The organism is Microbacterium sp. CSI-V (genome assembly GCF_001984105.1).
In the GTDB taxonomy this organism is placed as follows: domain Bacteria; phylum Actinomycetota; class Actinomycetes; order Actinomycetales; family Microbacteriaceae; genus Microbacterium.
On the sequence record NZ_MTQM01000009.1, the window covers coordinates 1,079,528 to 1,105,298 of the forward strand.

Genomic DNA, 25,771 nt, shown 5'->3' on the forward strand with positions numbered 1-25,771 from the left:
GACCACGATCGCGAGGGTGCGACAGGAGAGAAGTTACCCGGCTCGGACCGAACCCGCTGCCTCTTGACACTGATATCTAATACTGCTAACTAACTATCTCGATGCGTCTATCGGCGGGAATGCGCTCGCCGTCCCGTTCGTTCGGGTCCGGTATGACCACCGTAGGAATCATCGGAGCAGGAAACATCGGCCAGGCCCTCGCGCAGGGTTTCGTGGACCACGGGTACGACGTCGTGATCGCGAATTCCCGCGGTCCCGAGACGCTCGCGGACCTCGTCGGCACCCTCGGCGAGCGGGCGCGGGCAGCGACCGCGCAGGAAGCCGCGGAGGCCGGCGACATCGTCGTCGTCACCGTCCCCCTCAAGGCGTATCGCGACATCCCCGTGGAGCCGCTCCGCGGCAAGACCGTCCTCGACACCAACAACTACTACTGGGAGCGCGACGGACACATCGCCGAGCTCGACGAGAAGCGCACCACCACCGCGCAGATGCTGCAGGAGCACCTGCCCGAGAGCACCGTCGTGAAGGCCTTCAACCACATCGGCTCCGCGGAGATCCTGACGACCGGCTCCCCCGCGGGCACCGCGAACCGCCGGGCGCTGGCCACGGCGAGCGACTCCGACGAGGGCATCGCGCTGATCACCGGCATCTACGACCGGTTCGGGTTCGACACCGTCGTCATCGGTCCGCTCGCCGACAGCTGGCGCATCGAGCGCGACACCCCGGGATACGGCATCCGCCAGAACCGCGAGGAGCTCGAGCAGAACCTCGCCGCCGCCGAGCGCTGACCCCTGCCCGGCCCGCGGGGGCCCGCACCGCGCGGCCCCCGCACCGCGCCGGATCCGCTCCGCCGGCATCCGACGCATAAACGCGATTCGCGCGTATAAACGCTCTCTCAGCGTGTTTATACGCGCGAATCGTGTTTATGGATGCCAGCACCCGGCGCGGCAAAGCCCGGGCGCCGCAGCACCCGGCGCGGCAGCACCCCGCGCGGCAGGAGCGCGGCGTGTCAGAGCGCGGCGAGCGCCCGGTCCACGTCGGCCACGAGGTCATCGGCCGACTCGATGCCCACCGACAGGCGGACGATCGTGTCGGGCACCGCGAGTTCGGTGCCGCGCACCGACGCGTGGGTCATGGCATCCGGGTAGTTCACGAGCGACTCGACGCCGCCGAGCGACTCGGCGAGGGTGAACAGGCGCGTCGACTCGGCGAAGCGGCGCGCGGTCGCGCCGTCGGCGAGCTCGAGCGACACGATGCCGCCGAAGGCGCTCATCTGCGACGCCGCGAGCGCGTGGCCGGGGTGGGTCGGGAGTCCCGGGTAGTACACCTTCGCGACGCGGTCGTGCCCGGCGAGGTGCTCGGCGACGGCCTGCGCGTTGGCGCTGTGGCGTTCCATCCGGATGCCGAGCGTCTTGATGCCGCGGGTGGTCAGGTACGCGTCGAACGGACCCGAGACGGCCCCGGCCGCGAACTGCAGGAACTGCGTCTTCTCCGCCAGGTCGGCGTCCGCGAACGCGAGCGCGCCGCCGACGACGTCGGAGTGCCCGCCGAGGTACTTGGTGGCCGAGTGCACGACGACGTCGGCGCCGAGCGCGATGGGGCGCTGGAGCGCCGGGGAGGCGAAGGTGTTGTCGACGACGACGATCGCGCCGGCCGCGTGGCCGAGGCGCGCGAGACCTGCGATGTCGGTGATGCGCAGCATCGGGTTGCTGGGCGTCTCGACCCAGACCATGCGGGGGCTGCGCTCCTCGATCGCTGCGGCCACGGCATCCAGGTCGCTCATGTCGACGACGCGGAGCGTCACGCCCCAGGGCCCCAGCACCCGCGCGAGCAGGCGGTAGGTGCCGCCGTACACGTCGTTGCCGAGCAGCACCTCGTCGCCCGGGACGAGGGCGGCGCGCAGCAGCGCGTCCTCGGCGGCGAGTCCGGACGCGAACGACAGCGCGCGGGCGCCGCCCTCGAGAGCGGCGATCTGCGTCTCGAGCGCGGTGCGCGTCGGGTTGCCGCTCCGGCCGTACTCGTAACCGCCGCGGAGGCCGCCGATCCCGTCCTGCGCGTACGTCGTCGACAGGTGCACCGGCGGGATGACCGCGCCGGTCGTCGGGTCGAAGGCCTGTCCCGCGTGGACGGCGAGGCTGTCGAAGCCGCGCGCGGCGTCGTGGGTGCTCATGCGGAGTGCTCCTGGGTGCTGTGTGCGGGAAGGACGGATGCCACGGGCTCGACGTCGTAGCCGCGCGCCGTCATCCATTGGTCGTCGAAGATCTTGCTGAGGTAGCCGCGGCCGTGGTCGGGGAGGAGGACCACGACGACGGCGTCGGCGGGGAGGTCGCGGGCCACCCGGAGGGCGCCGACGACGGCCATGCCGCTGGAGCCGCCGACGAGCAGCCCTTCCTCGCGGGCGAGGCGACGGGTCATTGCGAACGACTCGGCATCCGAGACGCGCTCGTACGCGTCGACCACCGTGGGGTCGAACGCCGGCGGCCAGAAGTCCTCGCCGACACCCTCGACGTCGTAGCCGTGGATGTCGTCGCCCGAGTAGATGGAACCGACCGGGTCGACGCCGACGATGCGCACCGACGATCCGGCGACCTCGCGCAGGTACCGGCCGGTGCCGCTGATCGTGCCGCCCGTGCCGACGCCCGTCACGAAGTGGGTGAGCGCACCCTCGGTGTCGCGCCAGATCTCGGGACCCGTGGTCTCGTAGTGGCTGCGCGGCCCGTTCGGGTTGGCGTACTGGTTCGGCTTGAACGCGCCGGGGATGTCGCGGACGAGACGGTCCGAGACGCTGTAGTACGAGTTCGGGTCGTCCGGTTCGACGTTTGTCGGGGTCACCACGACCTCCGCGCCGTACGCGCGGAGCACCGCGCGCTTGTCCTCGGCGACCTTGTCGGGCACGACGAAGACGCAGCGGTAACCGCGCTGCTGCGCGACGAGCGCGAGACCGACGCCGGTGTTGCCGCTGGTCGGCTCGACGATCGTGCCGCCCGGGCGGAGCGAGCCGTCGCGCTCGGCGGCGTCGATGATGTTGGCCGCGATGCGGTCCTTGGCGGAGCCGCCGGGGTTGAAGTACTCGATCTTCGCCAGGACCGTGGCGGCGATGCCGTCGGTCACGCGGTTCAGACGGACGAGGGGGGTGTTGCCGACGAGGTCGGCGACGCTCTGGGCGTAACGCACGATGGAGTCCTGGGGGTCGATGCGCCCGAGGGCGCGGCTGACGGGGTCGTCGAAGAAGAACGCGGGGGCGTTCAGCGACAACAGCGACAGGTCAGCACGCGGTCAGCATACCCGACGATCCCGGCCCCCGGGGACCGGGCGCTCACGCGACCGCGCCGAGGAACTCCTCGAAAGTCTGCGCGGGACGTCCGGTCACGGCCTCGACGTCGCCGGAGACGGGAGCCTGATCGCCGCTCGCGATCGCGGTGTACGTGGTCACCCACGCCTCCACCTGCCAGGGCGGGGCGCCGTACACCGCACGCGAGGCATAGGCCTCGTCGAGCGTCTCGTCGACGTACCGCACGGGGTGGCCGCGGACGGCGGAGATCTTCTGCGCGACCTCCTTTAGCGTCAGCGCTTCGGGCCCGGTGAGGTCGTACGTCCGGTCGGCGTGGGCGGCGGGGTCCAGGAGCACCGCGACGGCCGTGGCGGCCACGTCCGACCGCGACACGAGCGAGCAGCGCCCCTCGCCCGCGGGACCGCGGATGACACCGTCGTCGCCCGCGAAGAGTTCCATCATGTCCATGTAGAAGTTGTCGCGCAGGAACGTCCACGACATCCCCGACGCCCGGATGAGCTCCTCGGTGGCCGCGTGGTCCCGTCCCAGGGTGAACACCGCGTCGGGGGCCGCGGCGAAGAACGACGTGTAGACGATCGACCGGACACCCGCGCGCGCGGCGGCCTCGACGAACGTCCGGTGGTGCTCGACCCGGTCGGCCGTCTCGGACGCGGAGACCATGAACAACGTCTCGACGCCGGCGAGCGCGTCGGCGGCGGCATCCGCGTCGGAGTAGCGGGCGACGTGGACCTCGGCGCCCTCGAGTGCGGGAGCCCGCGACGCGTCGCGGACGAGCAGACGCTGCCGGATGCCGCGGGCCGCGAGGTCGCGGGCCACGCGCCCTCCGACGGCTCCGGTCGATCCGGTGACGGCGATGACGGGCTGGTCGGGCATGCGTCCTCCGTGGGGGAAGAGAGAGTCCTCTCAGCGTATTCCGCGGCGCGGGGAGGTGGCCGCGCGAGCGCTCAGGATCGCGGGGCCACCAGGCGTGCGACCCGGACGCGCACGGTGTCGGCCGGGGCGTTCGCTCCCGCCTGGCGCACAGCCTCGGCGACCGCCGAAGCGACCGCCGCGCTGTCGTCATCCGTGGACACGCCGATGCAGACGGTCACCGCGCGGGCGCCCGTGGTCTCGTCGACCGCCGCGAGGGAGCCCTCGACCTCGGCCATCCGCTCGTACGCACGCGCCACGACGGGGCGTGCCGAGTATGACTCGCGGACGCCGGCGACGGCGGTCACGGCCAGGTCGATGCGCGGTGCGAGATCGGCAGCGGTTTCCGTCATCATTCGTCCTCCACATCGACGTGCACGTCACCGACGGTGACGTCCACGCGCCCCACCCGAAGTTCGCCGTGGCGCTCGATCGCCGCACGGATGCCGTCGCGCATGAGCTCCACCGTGCCCTGCATCGGGTACCCGAACAGGACGCTCACGGTCACCCGCACGTCCAGCGGTCCCGTGGGCTCCGGCTGGTCGATGCGGACACGGCCGACCAGCACTCCCGGAACGTCGTCCCCGACCGTGCGGATCAGTTCGTAGAGGGCGCCCTCGGTCACCACGAGCTGCGTGCCGTCCGCGGTGCGCGCGAGGGGGATGTCGCGCCCGGCGCGGAACTCGCGCATCACTTCGCGCATGATCTCGTCGTACCAGGACTCCGCCAGCGGTTCGGCGGCCTGCTCATCGACGATCTCGCGCGAGAGGTGGCCCATCCGCTCCATGGATGCCAGGAGGGCCTGACATTCGGCATTGCGCTCGATCGCGGGGATCCGGGGGGTACGCCCTCGATCGAGATACGCGGAGAGATCCTCGAGCGAGTATCCCGAACCGCCCACGTCGTCCACGTCGTCACTCATTCGATCACCTCCACTCCTGCATGCGTTCCAACACGGTCTTGCGCGCCCGGGCGAGCCGCCCGCGTACGGTGGCGGCGGTCTCGCCGACCTCGGTCGCGATCTCGTCGTAGCTGTGGCCGCCGATCTCGCGCAGCACCCACACGACGCGCAGTTCTTCGGGGAGATCGGCCAGGACCTTCTTCAACGCGTCCATCTGCGACGATGCCACAACCGAGCGCTCCGGGTCATCTCCGACCGACACCATCTCTTCGTCGATCTGCTCCGAGATCTTCCGCGAACGCATCCGATCGGTCACCTTGCGGGACACGATGGTCGTCAGCCAGCTGCGCACCTTCTCGGGTTCGGCGAGGTCGGGCAGTCGCCGCCACGCGGTGATGAGCGCCTCCTGCACGCAATCATCGGCGTCGGCGCGGGAGCCGGTCAGCTTCGTGGCGAAGGCGACCAGGAACGGGGCGTGACGACGCACGAGCACCCCGAAGGCGATCTGATCACCGTCAGCCGCGCGCGACGCGAGGAACGCGTCGGTCGCGGTGGACAAAGAGGTCATGCCTGTTCCTGTCAGCAGATTTCCAGGTCGGGTTTCGTGACGAATCGCGAATCCGGCTCGTCCACATAGCGAAACACCCCGCGCCCGAAGCGCGCGGACGGTTGACGAAAGGACGAACTCATGGCATCCACCACTCCCACCACCCCCGAGGTCGGCAAGACCGTCATCGTCGACCCCGTGGTCGCCAAGGTCGCCGGCATCGCCGCCGCCTCGGTCCCCGGCGTGCACGCGCTCGGCGGCGGAGCCGCCCGCGTCATCGGCAACATCCGTCAGGCCGTCGGCGCGAAGGACCACGCGCAGGGCGTGAGCGTCGAGGTCGGCGAGACCGAGGTCGCCGCCGACATCGACATCCAGGTCGACTACCCCGAGCAGCTGCAGCGCGTGGCCTCCAACGTCCGCGCCGCCGTGCACCAGGCCATCACCGAGCTCGTCGGCATGAAGGTCGCCGAGATCAACGTCACGGTCGTGGACGTCTACATCCCGGGCGACGACGACGACGAGCAGCCCGAGGCCCGCGTCAACTGACGCCGCTTCCCCGGGGCCCGCGCCGCGACACGTGACGGCGCGGGCCTTTCGCCGTCGAGGCGGCCGCGCGGCGCCGGGCTGCCGGTAACGTCGTGATCACGCCCCCGATCGAAGGACGCCCATGCGCATCGCTCTCACCGGCTCGTCCGGCAAACTCGGTACCGTCGTCGCGCGCGAGCTCCGCGCCGCGGGTCACGAGGTCATCGGCCTCGACGTCCGCGGCGAGCGCGGACCCGGCTTCGTGCAGGTCGACCTCACCGACTACGGCCAGGTCATCGACGCCCTGGCGGGGGTCAACGATCAGCACGACGGCATCGACGCGCTCGTGCACCTCGGCGCCATCCCGGCTCCCGGCATCCGGTCCGACATCGCGACCTTCCACAACAACATGACGAGCACGTTCAACGTGTTCTGGGCCGCGGTGCGGCTCGGCATCCACCGTGTCGTGTACGCCTCGAGCGAGACCGTGCTGGGTCTCCCCTTCGCCATCGACCCTCCCTACATCCCCGTGGACGAGGACTACGCCCCCCGCCCCGAGTCGGTGTACTCGCTCGTGAAGGTGCTCGAGGAACGGCTCGCGACCGAGCTCGTGCGCTGGCACCCCGAGCTGTCGATCACGGCGCTCCGCTTCTCGAACGTCATGGTGCCGGAGGACTACGCCGAGTTCCCGTTCGACGCCGACGCGCGGACGCGGAAGTGGAACCTGTGGGGCTACATCGACGCGCGCGACGGCGCCCAGGCCGTGCAGCGTGCGCTCGAGAACGCCCCCGCGGGCTTCGACACGTTCATCATCGCCGCCGCCGACACCGTGATGACGCGCCCCAATGCCGAGCTCGTGGCCGAGGTCTTCCCGGGTGTCGAGACGCGCACCGACCTGGATGACACCCGCACCCTCCTGTCGATCGACAAGGCCCGCCGCCTGCTGGGATACGAGCCGCAGCACTCCTGGCGCAACGACCGCTGAGCGGCGCACGACCCATCCGCGCCCGCGCGGGGGCTCTGGCATCCTGGAACACGTGGAGATTCGAGGGGTTGCGTCACCCCCACGCGACGCAACCCCTCACCCGCCGGCCTCAGATCCGAACATCCGCCTGGCGCGGGCAGTCGGGCGACCTTGGGGCGCCCGCCCCCATCTGTGTGGTGTCTGCCGATCCGGAATCCTTACAGCGCCTCCGGAAAAAGTTCGGCGACGCCGGCGTGTAAGGATCCGGGTGCGGCCGACACAGCACTGTCGAGCGCACGGGAACGCGCGCCCATGAAGGACGAGAGCGAGTTCGTCGGGCTGTTCCGCGAGCACTACACGGCCGTCCGACGGTTCATCGAACGCCGGGTCTCCGACAGCGAAGCGGCCGCCGACCTCACGATGGACTGCTTCGAGATCGCGTGGCGCAAGCACGTGCCGTCCGAGCCGTTCGGGTTGCCGTGGCTGTACCGCACGGCGCGCAACCTCATCGCCAACGAATACCGACGCCGCGACCGGGAGGAGGCGCTGTGGATCCACATCGAGCACCACGTGCGCACCCTCGCGGCCGGATCCGACTCGGAGATGACCCGACGACTGGTGGAGGCCGTCCGCGCTCTGCCGGATCACGAACGGGAGATCCTCTGGCTGACGTACTGGGAAGACCTGTCCGCCGCCGAGGTGGCCGTGGTCATGGGAATCAGTCCCGGAAGCGTCTGGACCCGCCTGAACAGGGTGCGGACGCGGCTGCGTCCCGCGCTGCAGGACGCTCGCACTCCGTGGGAGGAGGTGCCCGGTGAGCGACGATGACCTCGCACGCGCGCTGCGTGCTCTCGACCCCGCGCGGACGCCGGCGGACGCGCCGGTGCCCCTCGCCGCCGAGCGGCGCCTCCGGGAGATCCTCGAGCGACCCCCGCGGGCGATCGCCGCCCGCCGCCGGCGTGTGCTGCCGGGCCTCGCCGCCGCCGCCGTCGCCGTGGTGGCGCTCGTGGTGGGCACCATCGTCTGGTGGCCCGCGCCGACGGCGACCGCGCTGACGCCCGAGCCGCTGAAGTACGCGGCGGTGGACGATGACGTGCCCGCCCTCCTCACCGCCGCGCAGGATCGTCTCGCGCACAACCCCGGGCGCGACGACGCGGTGCGCCGATCGCTCACGCTCGGGTGGTTCTTCAGCGCCACCGTCGGAGAGCCCGACGCGACGGTGTTCCGCCGCGAGTGGGTCGACGTGTCGTGGAACACCGACCTGTCGGGCTCGGTGGTCACGACGGTGGCGGAATCGACCGACGCGGCCGGCGACACCGTCCCCGCCGACGACCCCGCGCCGGGCACGGTGGTGGGCGACGCGTCCTTCATCCGCGGACAGTTCCGTCCGCTCTCGATCGATCCGCCGTCGGCGACGATCGACGCGATGCGGGAACTGGTGGCGACGGCGGTCGGTCCGCAGACGCCACTCCCCTCCGGCGACGCCATCATCGGGGTGCAGACGCTGCTCGGCGAGTGGACCTTCAGCGACGCACAGGAGTCCGCGCTCCTGGATGTCGTCCGGGAGGCCGCCGATGTCCGGGTCCTGGGCCGCACGACCGATCGGGTGGGGCGCGCGGCGATCGGACTCGGCGGCATTCCGACCAGTACCCCGAACACGGATGCCACCCTTCTCGTCTCCCTGGACTCGGGGCGGATCCTCGGGGTCGAGACGAGCCTGCGGGCCGCCGACGACACCCTCGGGCTCCCGGCCGGTTCCGTGACCTCCTACACGCTGTGGGACGTCGAGGATCGCCCGGACGCGCCCCCCGCTCCCGCCGCGCCGTAGCGGCCGCGCCTCACCGCCAAGGTCGCTCGGATCTCCGACGCCAATACCGTTCCGGGTCGTCCGCGAGCCGTCGGAGCGCGGCATCCGTGACCGGCACCGCGGGCGCCTCCACCCCGCGACGCAGCTGGTCGCGGGTCGACGCCCCGCTCAGGACGATGTCGACGCCGGTCTGCGCACGCGCGGCGCCCAGGGCGAAGACGTCGCCCGCCTCGCCCGCGGCCTCGGCCGGCGGATCGGCCGCGAGCTCCCCGTTCGCGAGCGCCTCTTTCACGACGACGGTCCATCCCTCGTCGTGGGCGCGCGCGAGCGCCGGCCCGACCGAGCTCTCGCGCAGATTCCACGTGGCCTGCACCACCGAGAACGGCGAGGCGTCGAGGGTCCGCGCCGCGTCGAGCACCGCGCCCTGATGCGGGCCGCTGGTCGACAGCCCCACGCGGACCCCCGCCTCGGCGAGCTGTCGGAGGTCGGCGAGAAGCTCGGCGTCGCCGAGCGCCGGGCTGTCGGGCGTGACGGAGTGGATCAGGTAGATGTCGGGCGCGCGTCCCAGCGCCGCGAGCGTCTCGGGCCATTGCCGTCGGAACATCGCCACCGAGTGCTCCTTCCGCTCGTGCACCGCGGCATCCATTCGCCATCCCCCGACGTAGGCGTACCCCCACTTCGACCCGATCGTGATCTGCGACGCACGGTCGGGGTGTCGGTGAAACCAGGCGCCCAGGAACTCTTCGGCGAACCCGTACGACCGGGCGACGTCGATGTAGCGGATGCCGAGATCCCACGCCGCATCGAGCAGGTCGTGGCTGCGTGCGCGCATCGCCGGGACCGTGCGACCGGCGGCGTCGCCGAGGTCGGCGGCGCGACCGGTGGTGATGTAGGCGGGGCGTCCCACCGCTGCGAGGCCGAGCCCGAGGGCCGCGACCGGGACGGGCTCATCGCTCATGGAACGACGCTAGTGCGTGCCGCCGACATCCCCCGGGTCGCCCACGCCGTCCGGGTTCCTCGTCGCGAGCGGTGGCCCGTGTCGGCGGTCGGGGGTACCGTGATCCTCCTCGGCCGGAGAAGGGTTCCGGCACCCGTGACGCAGTGGCATCCGATCCTCGCCGCAGTCGAGGGTCCCACCGGCACGTGGCGGATGATCGACCCGCACGGCCACGAGTACGGGCGGGTCGAGATCCGCCGCGTTTCGCCCGGCGATCGGGTGATGTACAAGGCGGTGCACGACGACGAGGTCATCGGCTGGGCCGGCTCTCTTCGAGTGGCCTGTTTCCAGGTGCACATGGCATTCCTGTCATCTCTCCGGCCCGGCGGGGGCCCGGCCGCCGATTGGGGAGAACTCACCGGAAACGGTCGCCGACCGCGAATATAGACCCTTCAGAGATCCCGTTCATGTTCACGTAACCAGTGAATTTCGCAAATGGATCCACTTACTGCCACGATGAGCGCGGGAGGAAGTCAATGGCACGTGTACGCACCGTCACGCACGGATACCGGCTCGCCACCGGGTGGGAGAAGATCGATCGTCGTCCCCTGACGCCGGAGGTCGCTCACGAATTACGGTCCCTGGGTTACACCATGGTCGTGGCGAAGCGAGGGCTCTTCGATTCACGCGAGATCTCGCTGAATCAAGCTCTGCCTGTGCGGTGAGCAGAAAAAGCCCACCGGAATAAAAATTCAACCGATTTAACTAAACAAATTAACTCGAGCCGGTCCCGAACGGCAGAGAAAGAAAGAGCCCGAGAGGACGTCGTCGTCCGCCCTCGGGCTTTTTCGCGACCTGCCGCGGTAGCATTCGAGCGTGCCGCCGGGGGGAAGAAAAATCATCCGCATCGGGATCGTCGACGATCATCCCGCGGTGGTGATCGGCACGGCCGCTTTTCTCAACGCCCAACCCGACCTCCGGGTATTGACGACGGGCTCGACCGTCAACCAGCTCCTCCGTGATTCTCCGTCGCTCGATGTCGTGCTCCTCGACCTGGTCCTGGCGGATCGCTCCAGTCCGGCGGAGAACATCGCCGCTCTTTCCGGAACGCACGCGCGGATCATCGCGTACACGTCCGGCGACCGCCCGCAATTGATACGGGATGCCGCGCGGGCGGGGGCCGACGGAATGATTCGGAAAAGCGAATCCCCCCGCGTCGTCATCGACGCCGTGCGAGCGGTGCACAACGGAGAGGTGTCGGCGACGACGGACTGGGCGGCCGCGCTGGATCAGGACACCCCTTTCGTCGATGCCGCCCTGTCGACGCGGGAGGCGGAGGTCCTCGGACTCTACGCGTCGGGCGAGACGGCGGAACACGTGGCACTTCTGCTGCACATCTCGCGCGAAACCGTTCTGGACCACATCCGCCGAGTGCGCGCCAAGTACGCCGCGGTCGAGCGGACGGCCACCACCAAGGTCGATCTGCTCAGGCGGGCGGTCGAGGACGGCATCGTCGAGTTCGGACGATGAGAATCCGGCATCCCCTCAGCGCCGGCGATCGGAGCCCCTCGGTCGACCGATCGCTCGGCATGCTCATGTCGCTCTCGGCCGTCGTGCTGGTCGTGGCGGAGTTCACGCGGGCCACGAGCCAGGTCGGCTCCTTCAGCCTCTGGTGGAACGGGCTGGGGGCGGCGATGGTCGTCCTCGTCCTGACGAACGCGGTCGTGGGCGGGCGCGCGCCGGAGGCGGTCCTGCAGATCACGTGGGCCGCGGTCGTGGTTCTGGTGATCGTGCTGGAGACGACCGTGTTCCTCGCGTACCGCGGCCCCGACCCCGACGCGCTGTTCCCCTGGGTCTGGCGGTTCGAATCCGTGGCCGTCTGCTATCTCGTCCTGCTGGCCGCTCCCCCCGTGGCGGTGATCTTCCCGCTCGTGGCCGCCTTCCTCCCCGCACTGTCGGGGATCGTCTTCCTGGGGCGGGTACCCGATCTCATCGCCGCCCAGACGCCGCTCCACCTGGGCAACGTCGTCTTCGCCGTGCTGTTCCTCGCCATGCGGTCGCGTCTGCTCGCCCTGTCGAGGGCCGAGAACGCCGCGCGCGCCGAGGAGGCTCGTCGTGCCGTGCTGGATGCGCGGGCGCGCCGCGAGGAGCAGCTCGCGCGCGTCGTGCACGACGAGCTGCTCTCGGTGTTCTCCGTCGCCCTCCATCTCACCGGCCCCACGCCCGACGTGGTGCGGACCGAGGCCGGGCGCACTCTCCGCCGTCTGCGAGGAACGCTCGTCGCACCCGACGACGGGACGATGATCACCGGCCTTGACGCGCAGAGCCGGGTCTCGGCGAAGCTGCGGGAGATCCTGCCGGAGGTGACGCTCACGGGCGACGGTGATGCCTCGTGGGTGCCGACGCGGGCCACCGAAACGGTGTGCGCGGCCGTGGCCGAGGCCGCACGCAATGTCGCACGTCACGCCCCGGACTGCACGGTGGAGGCGAGCGTGCGCGCCGTTGAGGGAGCCCTCTCGGTATCGCTGACGGACACCGGCCCGGGTTTCGTCCTCGAACGGATTCCGCTCGAACGTCTGGGGGTGCGCTCCAGCGTGATCGGCCGGATGCGGGACCTGCCCGGCGGCGACGCCCGCATCGACAGTTCGCCGGCGGGCACGACGGTGGTCGTGGAGTGGCATCCATGATTCCGCCCTCCGCCGGATCGGGCCTCGACGGACTCCCCGCGCGGGTCGCCCTCCTGTTCGTGTGGATGACGGGGATCGCGCACGGTCTGGAGGTGCGCGCCTTCGACGTCGACACGGCCCCGGTGCTCCTCGCCTACGCGTTGGCGGCCGTCGCGGCCGTCGCGGTGACCCTGCCGCCCCGGGGGCGACTGCCGGCGGCACCGACCGCAGCCGTGGTGACGCTCGGGGCGACGATCACCGTGATCGTGCTGACCTCCCCGGACGTGTCGCACGTCGTGTGGTTGTTCGATTTCGCGTCGTACCCGATCGCGCTCCTCATCCCCCGCGGCCGACCGCTCGTCGGCGGCGTCTGCCTCGCCCTGCTCATCGCGGCCGGCACCGCCTGGGCACTCGTGAGCGACCAGACCGACCCGTCCTGGGGACGGATCGTGTCCGGGCCGCTCGTCGCCGGCGCCATCGGCTTCATCTGGCTCAGCACCCTCCGCCGCATCGTCGGACGCGAGACGTCCGCGCGGTCCGATCGCGAGCGCGCCGAGATGCTCTCCGAGGCGGCCGTGGCGGCGACGCGCGCGTACCAGGACGAACTCGCCCGCGTCACCGACGAGAGCGAACCCGTCCTCCTCGACATCGCCGGGACCGAATACCTCGACGAGCCCACCCAGCGCCGGATCGGCATCGTCGAGGGCCGGATCCGAGATCGGCTGCGCGCCGGAGACCTGTTCCACCCGCGCGTCACCGCCGCCGTCGACACGGCCCGCGACGGGGGTGTCCGCGTCCTCCTCATCGGCGGCGGGACCATCGACGACGAGGGGATCTCGGACGACCTCGCCGACCGGATCGTGGGAATCCTCGAGCTGCCCGGGCTCGAGCACGTGACCGTGCGCAGGCTCCCCCCGGGGCGGAGGGCCGCGGTGTCCGCCGTCGCCGGGACGACCGGTGGCACGGTGCGGGCGGCCTTCGACCACGCCGGCCGAGACGTCGGGATGCGCCCGGACACCTCGGCATCCTGACACCGCCCCGAAGGTCAGAGAGCGGTGTCGCGGTGCGGCGCGGGCGAGGAATCCAGGACGGACCTCACCAGGCCTCGAGCGAGGGTCAGCACCGCGACCAGGAGGGTCACCGCCCAGAATCCGCCGAGCCTCACGGCGTCGCCGAAGAAGAGGGCGACGAGCTCCAGGACGACGAACTTGCTTCCGGGAAGCAGGAGGACGAGCGTGGCGATGTTGACCGCGCGCGTCGCTCCCGTGCGCGCACCGCGCAGTCTCGCGACCGTCGCCTTCTTCACCGTCAGCACGACCTCCAGCACGATCTTGAGGACGACGGCGGTGAGGAGGGCGAGGAGGAACGACTCCGCGATGACACTGGGGAAGAGCTGGATGAAGGCTCCCAGCACCACGAGGTAGACGAAGACGTCGACGAGATCCGTCGCCCGAAGTCGCAGCCTTCTCGGCCACGAGACGCGGCGTGGGGTGGCGCTCACGAGAGCGGCCAGATCAGGGGCACGTAGAACACGGCCATGACGACGAAGAACACGGCCAGGAGAATACCGAGCTTCCAGTAGTCGCCGAACCGGTATCCGCCCGGCTCGAGCACCATCAGGTTCGCCGGGGTCGCGATCGGCGTGAGGAAGGATGCCGCTCCCGCCACCGTGAGCGCCATCATGAACGGTTGCACGGAAGCACCGAGGGTCGTCGCCACGGCCACCGCGATCGGCGCGACGATGAGCACCGTCGCCGTGTTGCTGATGAGCTGGCCCAGCACGACGGTGAGGACGACCAGGGCCAGCAGCGCGATCTGGGGACCGGCATCGCCGACGACGGCGAGGAGCCACCCGGCGACGAGATCGGCCGTGCCGGTCTCGGTGAAGGCCGTGGAGAGCGGGATCATTCCGGCGATCAGCACGACCGTCGTCCAGGAGATCGAGTGATACGCCTGCGACGGTGACACCGTCCGGGTCACGACCAGCGCGCACGCGGCGAGGAGAGCCGCGACCGCAGGAGGAACGAGCCCCGTGGCCAACAGCACGACCATGAGTCCGACGATCGTCATCGCGCGTTTGGCGCCGACGCCCAGCGGAACCGAACGCCGCAGCTGCGCGGGGGTGTCCACGACCAGGACCTCGGGTCCCTCGGTGCGGGCGACCAGATCGTCCCACGCCCCCTGGAGCAGCAGCACGTCGCCGAGCCGCGCACGGAACTCGCCCTCGCGGAGGACCTCCTCGCCGCGGCGCGCGGCCAACAGCACCAGATCGCCGCTGGGCGTGACCATTCCCGGAGTCAGCCGCACCCCGATCAGCGGCGACCGAGGGGGCACGATGACCTCGGTCACCCCCCGAGCCGGTCCCAGGATCAGCCCGGTGTCGCCCTCGAGCGAATACTGCCGGCGGAGGAGCCGCGCGTGGTCGGACAGGTCGACGGACATCACTCCGCCGTTGCGCTCGGGCAGGAGGCGGCCGCCGAAGATCACCAGGATCGCCACGGTGCCGATCAGCAGCGGCGCGCCCACGGCGGCGAACTCGAAGAAGCCGAACGCGTGGCCGCCGTTCTCGACCGCCACCTCCGACACGATGATGTTCACGGGCGTCCCCGTGAGCAGCAGCATCGACCCCGCGTGCGCGGCGAAGGCCAGCGGCATGAGCAGCTGGGAGGTGTGGATGCCCGCCCGCGCCGCGACCACCACGACGAGCGGGAGGAGCGCCGCCACGGCGCCGTTGACGCTGATGAGGGCCGTCAGACCCGCGACCAGCAGGCTGAGGACGATGAGGAGGGAGATACGACGGGTGCCCGCTCGCGCGATCACCATCTTTCCCGCCCAGGCCGTGACCCCCGTGGCATCCAGCGATTCGCTCACGACGAAGAGCGCCGCGATGAAGAGGACCGTCGGGTCGCCGAAGCCGGAGAGCGCCGCCGACAACGGCAGCACTCCCGTGAAGTACAGCGCAAGAGCGACACCGATCGCCACGACGCCGAGCGGGACGCGGTTGCTCACGAAGGCGACGACGGCCAGCAGCAGGATCGTCAGCGTCGCGACGACAGGGTCCATCTCGGCACCGATTCGAAGGAGGAGGGGGAGGTCGGACGTCCGCGGTCAGGCGGACGCGTCCGATCCGAAGTGCGCGGCGGCGTGCAGCAGCAGACGCGCGCCGAAGCCCGTCGCCCCCGCCGAGCGCCAGGAATCGTCCTTCTCCGTCTGCATGGTCCCGGCGATGTCGATGTGCGCCCAGGGGATGTCGCGCACGAAGTGCGACAGGAACAGCGCGGCGGTCGTCGCTCCCGCGTAGGGGCCGCCGAGATTGGACATGTCGGCGATCGCGGAATCCAGCTGCGGCCGGTATTTCTTCTCCAGCGGCAGCCGCCACACCGGCTCGTCGGTGGCGGCGGAGGCCGCGAGGACCAGGTCGGCCGTGGCGTCGTCGTTGGAGAAGACCGGCGCGGTCGATCCACCGAGGGCCATCAGCGCGGCGCCCGTGAGGGTGGCGATGTCGAGGATGGCATCCACCTCGTCCTCCACGGCGAGCGCGAGCGCATCCATCATCACCAGGCGCCCCTCGGCGTCGGTGTTCTTCACCTCGACGGTGGTCCCGTCGCGGGCGACGAGGACGTCGCCCAGCTTGTACGCCGTTCCGGAGGGCATGTTGTCGGTGCACATCAGCCAGCCCGTGACCGCGGCCGAGACGCCGCTGTCACGCAGGGCGGTGAAGGCGCCGAGCACGGCCGCGGCCCCCGCCATGTCCATCTTCATGAGGAGATGCATGGGGTCGGACGGCTTGAGGCTGATCCCGCCGGAGTCGTACATGATGCCCTTTCCGACGAGCCCCAGGTGGCGGCCGCCACCGCCCGCCGGACGGTAGACGAGCTTGACCATGCGCGGTTCCTCGGACGACCCCTGGTTCACCCCGAGCAGACCACCGCAGCCGAGCTCGACGAGGGCGGCCTTGTCGAACACCTCGACGTCGAACCCGTACGTTGCACCGAGCTCGACGGCGACCTCCGCCATCCGTGTCGCCGTGAGGCGTCCGGGCGGGGTGTTCGCGAGGTCGCGTGCGACGACGGCGGCGCGCGCGGCGACGCGTGCCGTGGCCGTCCCCCGCTCGAAGGCATCGTCGGCGACGCCCTCGAGCGAGAGCTGCAGCGCGGCGAGCGGGACGCGCTTCGACTCCGACTTCAGACCGGTGTATCCGTAGCGCGCGAGGAGAATTCCCTCGACGAGCGCGGCGGCCTCGACCTCGCCCGCGCCGTCCGGCACGCCGCCGTCCACGACGAGCGCGACCCGCGCCCGACGGGCTGCGGCGCGCGCGAACGCGGCCGCGACGTCCCGCAGGAGCGCGGGGGTCAGGTCGCTCGGGGCGCCCCCGCCGACCGCGACGAGATCGGGCCCGGACGCGACCGGGAGGGAGAGCGTGCTCCCCACCTTCGCGTCGAAGCCGGCGCGCACGAGCGCCGCGCGATCGAGTCCGAGCGCCGATGGCACCTCGCCCTCGGCGAAGACCACGTAGCCGACGGCCTCGGTGTCCTCCGCGCCGTCACCCCGGGTGACGACGACCGCGTCGAGCTCGACGAGGCCCGGCACGGACGGGGAGTCGATGGATGCTGTTCCCTGCGTCATGACGACGCCTCCTTCTGGGCCACCGGGTTGAGGGGGATGCTCGCGTCGATGGCATCCGGATCGTCGGGCTCCACCTTCTCGGGCAGTTCTCCGGCGATACGGCCCGGCATGCGGGTCGCCGGGATGATCGCCAGCAGCGCGAGGCCCGCGAGCGCGAGCAGCGACACCTTCAGCGCGAGCACGCGTCCCTCTTCGTTCACCTGGATCGCGGCGGCGGTCTCGGCCTCGGACGCACTCGTCGTCCGAAGGACCGCCTCCAACTGGGCGTTCGTGAGGAAGTCGGCCTCGTTGATGTTGACCTCGCTGATCAGCTGAGGAGAGATCTCGGGGTGCGCCTCGGCGCTCGCCTGCAGGGTCGCGGCCAGGATGCCGACGGCGAAGGCGCTCGCCACGGCGATTCCCACGGAACCGCTGAGGTTGTGGACGAGACCGCGCCAGGCCCCCACATCGCCCGCGAGCTGCTTCGGAGCGGACGAGAGGAGCGTGTTGAACACGAGGGCGACGATCGCTCCCTGACCGAGGCCGAGGAGGACGAGCCCCACGACGATGAACGCCTGACCCCAGTCGCCCCGGATCGTGAACGCGATCAGCGACAGCGCCGCCGCGACCACCACGAACCCGACCGACCCGATGATCCGCGGCGGCGCGACCTTGTAGAGGTAGGCGACGAACGTCGACGCCAGGAAGATCGAGATCGTGTACGGGATGATCGAGAACGACGTCTGGATGCCGGTCAGCCCCTGCACCACCTGCATGTACAGCGGGATGAGGAAGTTGGCCGCGGTGCCGACGAACAGCATGATCGACATGCACGCCGTGATGGCGAGTTCCGTTCCGGATGCCAGCACCCGCAGGTCGAAGATGCGCGGGGCGCCCTCGCGCTGACGTTTGCCGACCCACAGGAAGAACAGCTGGCCGCCGATCAGCCCGAGGATGATCAGGAGCGGCGCGGGCGAGACGCCCAGGACGTCGAAGGGCGCCTGCGCGGTGGCCAGCCACAGGCCCCACGAGTTCAGCCCCGAGAAACCGAAGCTCAGCAGGATGATGGACACCGCCGCCAGGAGCGCGCCCGTCCAGTCGATGCGGAGATCGCGCTGCGCCGGGACGCGCTTCAACCGGAAGCTGAGCACCAGGTTGACCACGCCGAGGGCGACCATGAGGGCGAAGGAGTACCGCCACCCGATGGTCTCGGCGAACCAGCCGGCCAGGAGGAGGGCGAGGATGCCGGCGAGCGGGATGGCCGCGGCCAGGAGCCCGATCGCCTTCGCCTGACGATCACCGCTGTAGTTGGTGGCGATGAACACCGTCAACGCCGGCGCGATCAGGGCGATGACGGCACCCGACGACGCCTGCGCGATGAACAGCATCGCCGGGCTGAGGCTCAACGCGACGCCCGCCATGGCCGCCGCGTGGATGGCGACCGCGATCTGGAAGACACCGCGGGTGCCGAAGCGCGCGCCGATCTTCGCCCCCAGAAGGATGAAGGCGGCCATCGCGAACGTGCCCGCGGTGATGGCCGTTCCGACCGAGGTCGCCGGAGTGTTCAGATCGGTCGTGATCCCCGCCATCGAGACGGTGAGCGCGTTCACGGCGAAAGACGCCTGAACCTGCGTCAACACCACGACGATGAGCGGAAGCCACGACGCGGTGCCCGTGGTCGTCGCGGCCGAGGTCTTCGTATCCGTCATCGTGACCTTCCCAGTGGGACTTCGAGAGCGCCGGCGCCGGGCACCGGCGCTCTCCTTCGGATGGTGGAGGGGTCGGCTCAGCCGAGCGCCTTGACCTTCAACCGGTCGAACTCGGCCTGCGAGATCGTCCCGGCATCCAGGAGCGCCTTCGCCTTCGCGATCTCATCCGCGGGCGTCAGCGTCTGACCCGCGACGGACTTGATGTAGGCGGCCTGGGCCTCCTCGTACCGGGCGGCCTGAGCCTGGCTGCGCTCCCCCATCCCGCGACCGCGGACGATGAGGTACACCAGCGCGGTGAGGATCGGGAAGAACACCAGGAAGATGACCCACGCCGCCTTCGCCCACCCGTTCAGCTTCCGATCGCGGAAGAGGTCGCCGATCACGGAGAAGAGGACGAACAGGTAGCTGATGAAGATGAAGACGGCCAGGAACCACCAGATCAGGTCCCAGAACGAACCCCAGAATCCGTGATATTCGACGGCGGAGATGGGAGTGATGGTCTCAGAGAATCGCACGGGACGTGCCTTTCGGGTTGACGACGCGAAGCCTCGCCAGAATAAAAGCCGCCCCCTCGCTGCACAGGGCGGAACAGCGATATCGGGGCCGAGAACCCCTAGAAGTGGGGGCGGTGTGGCGCGGGGTTTCTCACGCGTGGAACGCCGGTCTCGCGGCGAGCCTGGATTGACCCCGCCGGGAGCTCGGTCTCGCACTCGATCGATGGATGCTGCGAGGATGAAGGGAGACGCGGCGTCGATGAGCGACTCCCTCGCGTCGCGGAACGGAGTTGTGGTGACGACAGGGCCCTCCGATCGACGACACACGCCGGCGAACGCGCATCCGCCGGCGACCGAGACACCCGCGGAGCGGGTGCCCCGACGGTTTTGGGTGGGACTGGTCGCCGCGATCGTCTACGTCGCCCTCGCCGGCGGCGTCGCCGAGCTCCTGACCGAAGGGATCTCGACGGAGGACGACGTCGCCGAGCTCTCCCTCGGCCACTTCCCGGTGCTGATCCCGCTCGTCGCGGCCGGTGTCTGGTTCGTGTGGTGGGCAGGGTGGACGAAGCACGTCTGGCGCACGCCCGCGGCATTCGAGACACATCCCCGGCGATGGTGGATGCTCGCGTTCCCGGCGCTTCTGCTGATCCAGTCGATCGTCCTACTTGCGGGCACCCCCTGGGGAGCCTGGAGCGCCGCGGTGATCGTCGTGATCGTGCTCGTCAACATCCTGGTGGGCGTGGGAGAAGAGCTGTACTTCCGCGGTGTTCTCCGCGCCAGCATCCGTGCCCATCATGGCGAAACGGTGACGCTCCTCGTCACCTCGTTGATGTTCGGTGCGGCTCACGCCCTCGGCAGCGTCCTCGCCGGGACCGGGGTCGGCTTCGTCGCGTTCCAGGTTGTCGTCACAGCGACATCGGGTGCCGTGTTCTACGGCGTCTTCCGGGCGACCGGCCGGCTGTGGATCGCGATGGGACTCCACGCACTCAACGACTTCACCCTCCGCGTATCGAGCGGCGATCTCACCTCCAGATCCGCGGACAACCTCGACCCTTCGCCGATCAACGTCGTCGTCCAAGCCCTGCTCTGGGCGCTCGTGCTCGTGCTGCTGATCAGCTGCATCCGGCAGGACACGGCCGAAAGACGCGAAAAGCGCGCCGCTTCGACGGGAGTGTGAGGGTGCGCGGGCTGCAGTGGCCCGTCGCTGATCCGAGGTGCACGACCCCGAGAGCTCGGCGGCACGGGCTGTTCGCGCCGGGCTGACGAAACCGACCCGTTCGACCGGTGAGCCTTCCGCGCAGTGACAGGCCGCGGCTTGTCGAGGCTCTTCTGATGTAGAGCCAGTATGCCGCTACTCGAACAAGTCGGCGCTCCTGGCGCCACCTCCGGTGGAGTTGCAGGAATTGGCTGATCTGACGGCGAAGTCGACTGTCTCAGCTGCCCTGCGAGAGCAGGTCAGTCGATCGCTTCGTCGGCGTCTCGAACCGGCCCTGGTCAGGCGGATCGTCACCGAATACGAAGCGGACGCAACGACGCCGAGTCTCTGCGACACCTATGGACTCTCCAAGACCGGCATCCTCCGCTTGCTCCGAGACGAAGGCGTAACGGTGCGCCGCCGGCCGCTCACGGTCGACCAAATCGAGGTCGCACGCAAGCTGCACGAGCACGGCCATCCGATCGCCGCCATTGCCACCCACCTCGACACCAGCTACAACAACGTCCGGCAGCGACTCATCGAGGAGGGAGTCCAGCTACGCCCACGCGGCGGCAGCTACCGGCGACTCGGATCGTTCCCGATGCCTCCTTCTCCTCTTCGTTTCGAGCATGCTCGAACAACGCGCCTGTCCGCTTGTCGGGGTCAAACTTCGGCCGCCCCAGATGCATCCCCGCCGGGGTGCTTCAATCCGCCGTAGCGCGGGCGCACTCGGGGTTGCAAACCCGCTCACCCGACACCGTCGAATGGGGACCCTCCCCGGGCCTGGTAGCCGAGTCAGGTCAGTACTGCAAGGCACTGGCGCTGAGAGAGCAACAGAGCGGTTCGGCTTAACCGCAGATCAGGAGGCGATTCGATCGCTCCTGAGAGCTATCTCAAAATACCCAGTTTCCCTTTTGGCTGCGCCTGCACAAACATGGCCGGCGATGAAACGGAGTGCGAAGCGGGAGGGTGAGATGAACGTATACCGAAGGTTGACCATTGTCGGAGCCGTCCCGCTATTGATCGCGCTGGCGGCGTGCACACCACCAGCCCCGAGCCCATCCCCGACGCCTACTACCGCGACATCGACGACGCCCATCGGCACCGCCACCGACGGAGAACACTTCGCCAGCCAAGGCGAGAAGGTCGTGGCGCAGTATCCTCGCGCCGTCCCGGCCGGCAACTTCTCCGGGGACACGGACGAAACCGTCACCTTATCGGCCACCGATCTCAACGCTCCCGTCGAAGTTGTGCTTCTCCTGACCTGCACCGGCACGGACACCTACTCGATCACCGTCGAACAGGCGCACCCGAATACCGTCGGCGCTGCGTGCGGCACGGCGGGCACCTCTATCGCTGCCGTGCCACTCGACGACCCGTCACAGCCGACGACCCTGCACATCGACATCCCCGACGGAAGCGATTACTGGCTCACCACCTACTACACACGAAAGGACGGGTGAGAAATGAACAAGGCAGGTCAACGATGGGCAAGGGTGACCGTGACCACGGTCCTTGCGGTTGCGATGACAGGGCTAGGTGTTAGCTCAGCTAACGCCTCCGACGTCACACCCAACTCTGAGTGCTCGGGAAGTGGGCCCGACATCGCCGTATCCAACGTGGCAACAACGTATGTGCCCGGAACCTTTCGAGCTTATGGTGACGGAGGAGCGACACTGACCATCTCGGCTGGGCAAACCAGCGAGGTGCACTCCGATGTCTCCACCTCCGGCAGTGTGAGCGTTGGATCGGTGATAGCACAGGCGTCGGTAACCGCGGGCGTAACCCTGGGCGAGTCGTATTCGGTAACCCAATCGGCATCCGGCAGCTACACCGTGCCCGACGGCCTCACGGGACAGTACATCGAACTGGGTGCGGCTGGCCGTTCCTTCACCTGGTCGGCGACGACGTACAACTCCGGCTGTGTGGTCACCGACCAACAATCCGGATCGAGCGTCGCTCCGACGAACAGCCCGTACTTCTACAAGAGCTGGTAGCCAGGCGACAGTATCTTCGGGGGTTGCCGGGGAGCACCGACTTCCCGGCAACCCCGGACCGATCCGTCTGTTATCGCCCCGTGCCGTATTCATCCACCTGTCGGGGATGACGGTAAGACGCGACCCCTACGCCCGTTCGCGCCGCGAGCCGCACCTCGTCGAGCGACGGAGAGCCCTCGGGGGCCCATTCGTCTTGCAGGCGCATCAGGATGCCGCCAAAATTCTCACTGGCGAGCTCAAACGGATCCCACAGGAGCTCGATGACGCTCTCCGGAAGACCGCGCAGCCTCGAGACCAGGGACTCAAGCGAGAACATCTCATCGTCGCCAGGCACATTCATCGCAGCATCGCCCTGAGCGTTGCCAACAGTAGAGACGCACGTGTTCGATCAAGACAGCTGACCTGTCCGAGATGTAGCGGGAGCGGGGCTTGAACCCGCGACCTCACGATTATGAGTCGTGCGCTCTCACCAACTGAGCTACCCCGCCGCGCGGCATCCCCCGAAGGAGATGCTGTGAGCCCCGAGTCAGGATTGAACTGACGACCCCTTCCTTACCATGGAAGTGCTCTGCCACTGAGCTATCGGGGCGTACCCGGATCGCTCCGGGCAACTAGAAGAGAATATCAGAGCTTGGCGACCTCTTCTAATCGAGCGAGTGGCGGCCGGCGTTCGCGCGGAGCCAGACGATCGGGTCGATGGCGACCGTCCCGTTCATGAGGATCTCGAAGTGCGTGTGGGCGCCGAACGAGTGGCCGGTGTTGCCCGTGTGGCCGATGACCTGGCCGACGTGGACGGTGTCGCCGGCCTTGACCTGGAGCGAGCCGTACAGCATGTGCGCGTACCGGCTCGAGACGAGCTGGCCGTCGATCTTGTGGTCAATGACGACCACGACGCCGTACCCGCCGCCGGCCTCGGTGGCCTCGCGGACGACGCCGTCGGCGATCGCCTGGATCGGAGCACCCTCGCCGGGGACGAAGTCGGCACCCTCGTGCATGACGCCGTCGCGCATGCCGAAGCCGTAGGTGATGCCCACGCCCACCGCGAACGGCCACTGGATGGCCGCCGAGGTGTCGTTGACGTAGAAGTCGCTCGGGTTCTTGATGCCGGTGTCGGCCGCGACCTGCGCGTAGGTGGCCGCGGAGTACCCGTCGGCGCGGTCGACGATCGCGGACTGCGACTGCGCGGGCGCGACGTAGGCCTGGATCGATCCGCCGCCGACGTCTCCTCCTGCGACCGCGAGGTTCTGGGTCGCGACGTCCGCGGGAGCTGCGACGTTGGTCGTCCCGTTGGCGGAGGCGAGGGCACTGACGGGCATCGTCATCCCCACCGTGAGGAGACCGACGAGACCCATGACACCGACCGAGAAGGAGGCGGCGGCCACCCGACGGCCGTTGCGGCGGCGGGGCGCGGCATCCACGGGCAGTCCCTGGGTGACGGGGCGCGTGGCCTCGGCGACCGGTTCGGGCGCGGGACGCTGGACGGCGTTCTCGCCCGTGAACGAGAACAGCCGCGCCGCGGCCTCGAACTCGTCGGCGATCTCGTCCGCCGGGGCGGACGCGCGGGGCTCAGCGGCCGGCGCAGGCTCGGCGGCGGCAGGCTCTTCCGCGGCGGGCGCCGGATCCGCGGCGGCCGGCTGCTCGACGGGCTCCGGCACGGCGACCGGCTCGGGAGCCTCGATGGCGGCGGGACGACGACGGCTGCGACGCGTCACCGGAAGGGTGATCGGCGACGTCGGGAGGGAGACCGGCGTGGTCGCCTCGGCCGCGTCGGCGCTCTGCAGGATGACCGCGACCTCGTCGTCGGAGCGGCGCTCGTCGACGACGGTCACCTCGAGGGCATCGGATGCCGAGGACTCGGATGCCACGACCTCGGTCGTCGCGATCGCTTCGGCCTCCGTCGCCTCGGGGGCGACGGAGCTCGCAGCGGCACGCGACGATCGGCGGCGCGGAGCGGGGAGGGTCGGCTGGATCGTGGCGGCGATCACCGTCTCGACGACGGCCGCGGCGACCTGCTCGACGATCTCGGGCTGCGACGCGTGGTCGGCGTCGACGGGCGCCGGGTCGAGCGCGACCGACTCGGGGGCGGCGTCTTCGACGATCGTCTCGGCCGTGCGGCGGCGGCGCTCGGCACGCGTCAACTCGGGGGCGACGGGCGTGGCGGAGGGGCGACTGGATCGCCGCGTTCGGGCGGGCTCAGTCTCGGGGGCTTCTGACGGCAACGCGCGGGGGCTCTCGGTTCATGTCGCAGGCGCGACGGCTTCGGGCTTTCGGGCTTCTGCCATTTCCGCAGGTTCGGGTCGCGAAAATAACGAACAGATAACTACCCTACCCCGGCCTCACTGGGAATGCCATGAAGGCGTCGGCTTTCACAGCTCCGGTTCGAGGATCCGCTCGAGCCGCTCGTAGAACCCGGGACCTGCGGCGATGACCATGCCCTTCCCCGGGCGCCCGCCCGGCGCTCCGCCGACCATGCCGCCGGCCTCTTCGACGAGCAGCACGCCCGCGGCGTGATCCCACGGGTTGGTGCCCTTCTCGTAGTAGGCATCCATTCGTCCGGCGGCGACGGATGCCAGGTCGAGCGACGCGGCGCCGATGCGGCGGATGTCGCGCGCGATCGGCATGACGCGGGCCAGGAGCTCGAGGGTCGGGGCGTGCGTGGCGGGGTCGTATCCGAACCCCGTGGCGACGAGGCCGCCGGCAGGACCGACCTCGGCCGTGACCGAGAGACGGGTCTCGCCGAGCCACGCTCCCCCGCCGCGCGACGCCCGGAACATCTCGCCCGAGACGGGGTTGTAGACGACACCGGCGACCGCGCTCCAGGTCGCCGTGTCGGCGGACCCCTCGACGGCGGCGATGCTGACGGCCCACGCCGGAATCCCGTAGGCGTAGTTCACGGTGCCGTCGATCGGGTCGACGACCCAGGTGATGCCGCTCCGGCTCTCCTGCGCGGCGGATTCCTCGCCGTAGAAGCCGTCCTCGGGACGCTCCCGCGCCAGCTCGGCCCGCACGAACGCCTCGACCTCCTTGTCGGCGGCCGTGACGATGTCGGCCGCGACCGACTTCGTCGCGATCTCGAGACCCTCGCGCCGCCGCTGCGCGGCCAGATCGCCGGCCTCCCGGGCGATGCGAGTGGCGATCTCGAGCAGGTCTGCGGCGCGGGTCATGGCATCCACGCTACTGGGATGCCACCCCTCTGGGCGATGTCGGCGCCCGTCGCTACCGT

The 25,771-nt window shown here is 69.8% G+C and carries 27 protein-coding genes and 2 tRNA genes; 13 read left to right on the forward strand and 16 right to left on the reverse strand.

All coding sequences use genetic code 11. From position 1 onward, the window contains the following. Positions 1-152: 152 nt before the first annotated feature. Positions 153-788 carry an NADPH-dependent F420 reductase gene (locus tag CSIV_RS16035; protein ID WP_077052718.1) on the forward strand — a complete coding sequence of 212 codons (636 nt, stop codon included), beginning with the start codon at positions 153-155 and terminating at the stop codon, positions 786-788. A 221-nt stretch (positions 789-1,009) separates the two neighbouring features. Here CSIV_RS16035 and CSIV_RS16040 read toward each other — a convergent pair whose 3' ends face one another. From CSIV_RS16040 to CSIV_RS16065, 6 genes are all read right to left on the reverse strand, one after another. Further along, positions 1,010-2,170 carry a cystathionine gamma-synthase gene (locus CSIV_RS16040; RefSeq protein ID WP_077052327.1) on the reverse strand — a complete coding sequence of 387 codons (1,161 nt, stop codon included), beginning with the start codon at positions 2,168-2,170 and terminating at the stop codon, positions 1,010-1,012. Further along, on the reverse strand, positions 2,167-3,255 hold the full coding sequence (locus CSIV_RS16045) for a pyridoxal-phosphate dependent enzyme (RefSeq protein ID WP_237488630.1): 1,089 nt from the start codon (positions 3,253-3,255) through the stop codon (positions 2,167-2,169). The genes CSIV_RS16040 and CSIV_RS16045 overlap by 4 nt, the downstream gene beginning before the upstream one ends. Positions 3,256-3,316: 61 nt before the next feature. Beyond that, complete coding sequence (locus CSIV_RS16050; protein ID WP_077052328.1) at positions 3,317-4,165, reverse strand: SDR family oxidoreductase; 849 nt, start codon at positions 4,163-4,165, stop codon at positions 3,317-3,319. Between the two features lie 71 nt (positions 4,166-4,236). Next, entirely contained in the window at positions 4,237-4,554 is a 318-nt protein-coding gene (locus CSIV_RS16055) for a hypothetical protein (RefSeq protein ID WP_077052329.1), read from the reverse strand. Next, a complete protein-coding gene (locus CSIV_RS16060) occupies positions 4,554-5,123 on the reverse strand; it encodes a hypothetical protein (protein WP_077052330.1) in 570 nt (189 codons plus the stop codon). Before CSIV_RS16060 ends, CSIV_RS16055 begins: the two co-directional genes overlap by 1 nt. A gap of 4 nt (positions 5,124-5,127) precedes the next feature. After that, positions 5,128-5,670: an RNA polymerase sigma factor gene (locus CSIV_RS16065; protein ID WP_077052331.1), complete on the reverse strand. Its 543-nt coding sequence runs from the start codon at positions 5,668-5,670 to the stop codon at positions 5,128-5,130. A gap of 120 nt (positions 5,671-5,790) precedes the next feature. On the opposite strand from CSIV_RS16065, the gene CSIV_RS16070 reads away from it, so the two are divergent. The 4 genes from CSIV_RS16070 to CSIV_RS16085 all read left to right on the forward strand — a co-directional run bounded on the left by CSIV_RS16070 (position 5,791) and on the right by CSIV_RS16085 (position 8,966). Beyond that, positions 5,791-6,195, forward strand: a complete 405-nt coding sequence (locus tag CSIV_RS16070; protein WP_077052332.1) for an Asp23/Gls24 family envelope stress response protein — start codon at positions 5,791-5,793, stop codon at positions 6,193-6,195. A 121-nt stretch (positions 6,196-6,316) separates the two neighbouring features. Further along, complete coding sequence (locus tag CSIV_RS16075; protein ID WP_077052333.1) at positions 6,317-7,159, forward strand: NAD-dependent epimerase/dehydratase family protein; 843 nt, start codon at positions 6,317-6,319, stop codon at positions 7,157-7,159. 291 nt (positions 7,160-7,450) lie between these two features. Further along, positions 7,451-7,966, forward strand: coding sequence for an RNA polymerase sigma factor (locus CSIV_RS16080; protein ID WP_077052334.1), 516 nt, complete (start codon positions 7,451-7,453; stop codon positions 7,964-7,966). Continuing rightward, positions 7,953-8,966: a hypothetical protein gene (locus CSIV_RS16085; protein ID WP_077052335.1), complete on the forward strand. Its 1,014-nt coding sequence runs from the start codon at positions 7,953-7,955 to the stop codon at positions 8,964-8,966. Before CSIV_RS16080 ends, CSIV_RS16085 begins: the two co-directional genes overlap by 14 nt. Positions 8,967-8,976: 10 nt before the next feature. Here CSIV_RS16085 and CSIV_RS16090 read toward each other — a convergent pair whose 3' ends face one another. Beyond that, positions 8,977-9,903 carry an aldo/keto reductase gene (locus CSIV_RS16090; protein WP_077052336.1) on the reverse strand — a complete coding sequence of 309 codons (927 nt, stop codon included), beginning with the start codon at positions 9,901-9,903 and terminating at the stop codon, positions 8,977-8,979. Positions 9,904-10,038: 135 nt separating this feature from the next. On the opposite strand from CSIV_RS16090, the gene CSIV_RS16095 reads away from it, so the two are divergent. The 4 genes from CSIV_RS16095 to CSIV_RS16115 all read left to right on the forward strand — a co-directional run bounded on the left by CSIV_RS16095 (position 10,039) and on the right by CSIV_RS16115 (position 13,579). After that, positions 10,039-10,329 (forward strand): hypothetical protein, encoded by a 291-nt coding sequence (locus CSIV_RS16095; protein ID WP_077052720.1) that lies wholly within the window; start codon positions 10,039-10,041, stop codon positions 10,327-10,329. A gap of 429 nt (positions 10,330-10,758) precedes the next feature. Continuing rightward, the gene (locus CSIV_RS16105) at positions 10,759-11,412 is read left to right on the forward strand and encodes a response regulator transcription factor (protein ID WP_077052338.1); all 654 of its coding nucleotides are present in this window, start codon (positions 10,759-10,761) and stop codon (positions 11,410-11,412) included. Further along, positions 11,409-12,569 (forward strand): sensor histidine kinase, encoded by a 1,161-nt coding sequence (locus tag CSIV_RS16110; protein WP_077052339.1) that lies wholly within the window; start codon positions 11,409-11,411, stop codon positions 12,567-12,569. The genes CSIV_RS16105 and CSIV_RS16110 overlap by 4 nt, the downstream gene beginning before the upstream one ends. Beyond that, on the forward strand, positions 12,557-13,579 hold the full coding sequence (locus CSIV_RS16115) for a hypothetical protein (RefSeq protein WP_175627637.1): 1,023 nt from the start codon (positions 12,557-12,559) through the stop codon (positions 13,577-13,579). Before CSIV_RS16110 ends, CSIV_RS16115 begins: the two co-directional genes overlap by 13 nt. Positions 13,580-13,593: 14 nt before the next feature. Here CSIV_RS16115 and CSIV_RS16120 read toward each other — a convergent pair whose 3' ends face one another. The 5 genes from CSIV_RS16120 to CSIV_RS16140 form a co-directional block, all read right to left on the reverse strand. Beyond that, positions 13,594-14,049, reverse strand: coding sequence for a hypothetical protein (locus tag CSIV_RS16120; RefSeq protein ID WP_238592393.1), 456 nt, complete (start codon positions 14,047-14,049; stop codon positions 13,594-13,596). Continuing rightward, positions 14,046-15,611, reverse strand: coding sequence for an SLC13 family permease (locus CSIV_RS16125; protein WP_077052341.1), 1,566 nt, complete (start codon positions 15,609-15,611; stop codon positions 14,046-14,048). The genes CSIV_RS16120 and CSIV_RS16125 overlap by 4 nt, the downstream gene beginning before the upstream one ends. A gap of 45 nt (positions 15,612-15,656) precedes the next feature. Beyond that, on the reverse strand, positions 15,657-17,174 hold the full coding sequence (locus tag CSIV_RS16130; protein WP_077052342.1) for a leucyl aminopeptidase family protein: 1,518 nt from the start codon (positions 17,172-17,174) through the stop codon (positions 15,657-15,659). Then, a complete protein-coding gene (locus CSIV_RS16135) occupies positions 17,171-18,862 on the reverse strand; it encodes an MFS transporter (RefSeq protein ID WP_083735179.1) in 1,692 nt (563 codons plus the stop codon). The genes CSIV_RS16130 and CSIV_RS16135 overlap by 4 nt, the downstream gene beginning before the upstream one ends. A 77-nt stretch (positions 18,863-18,939) precedes the next feature. Beyond that, the gene (locus CSIV_RS16140; protein ID WP_083696726.1) at positions 18,940-19,377 is read right to left on the reverse strand and encodes an SHOCT domain-containing protein; all 438 of its coding nucleotides are present in this window, start codon (positions 19,375-19,377) and stop codon (positions 18,940-18,942) included. A gap of 370 nt (positions 19,378-19,747) precedes the next feature. Between CSIV_RS16140 and CSIV_RS16145 the strand changes: the two genes are divergently transcribed. The 4 genes from CSIV_RS16145 to CSIV_RS18170 all read left to right on the forward strand — a co-directional run bounded on the left by CSIV_RS16145 (position 19,748) and on the right by CSIV_RS18170 (position 22,548). Beyond that, the gene (locus CSIV_RS16145) at positions 19,748-20,533 is read left to right on the forward strand and encodes a CPBP family intramembrane glutamic endopeptidase (protein ID WP_077052343.1); all 786 of its coding nucleotides are present in this window, start codon (positions 19,748-19,750) and stop codon (positions 20,531-20,533) included. Positions 20,534-20,744: 211 nt separating this feature from the next. Continuing rightward, positions 20,745-21,269, forward strand: coding sequence for a helix-turn-helix domain-containing protein (locus CSIV_RS18165; protein WP_139340737.1), 525 nt, complete (start codon positions 20,745-20,747; stop codon positions 21,267-21,269). 256 nt (positions 21,270-21,525) lie between these two features. Continuing rightward, positions 21,526-22,014 (forward strand): hypothetical protein, encoded by a 489-nt coding sequence (locus tag CSIV_RS18505; protein ID WP_160897440.1) that lies wholly within the window; start codon positions 21,526-21,528, stop codon positions 22,012-22,014. Positions 22,015-22,047: 33 nt separating this feature from the next. Next, positions 22,048-22,548, forward strand: a complete 501-nt coding sequence (locus tag CSIV_RS18170) for a hypothetical protein (RefSeq protein WP_139340738.1) — start codon at positions 22,048-22,050, stop codon at positions 22,546-22,548. A gap of 414 nt (positions 22,549-22,962) precedes the next feature. Here the strand turns inward: CSIV_RS18170 and CSIV_RS16165 are convergent. The 4 genes from CSIV_RS16165 to CSIV_RS16180 all read right to left on the reverse strand — a co-directional run bounded on the left by CSIV_RS16165 (position 22,963) and on the right by CSIV_RS16180 (position 25,712). Further along, positions 22,963-23,036, reverse strand: a tRNA-Met gene (locus tag CSIV_RS16165). Between the two features lie 29 nt (positions 23,037-23,065). Beyond that, positions 23,066-23,137: transfer RNA gene (locus tag CSIV_RS16170), tRNA-Thr, on the reverse strand. Between the two features lie 55 nt (positions 23,138-23,192). Next, positions 23,193-24,686: a M23 family metallopeptidase gene (locus CSIV_RS16175; protein ID WP_083735180.1), complete on the reverse strand. Its 1,494-nt coding sequence runs from the start codon at positions 24,684-24,686 to the stop codon at positions 23,193-23,195. 228 nt (positions 24,687-24,914) lie between these two features. Further along, a complete protein-coding gene (locus CSIV_RS16180) occupies positions 24,915-25,712 on the reverse strand; it encodes an inositol monophosphatase family protein (protein ID WP_077052347.1) in 798 nt (265 codons plus the stop codon). Positions 25,713-25,771 lie beyond the last annotated feature (59 nt).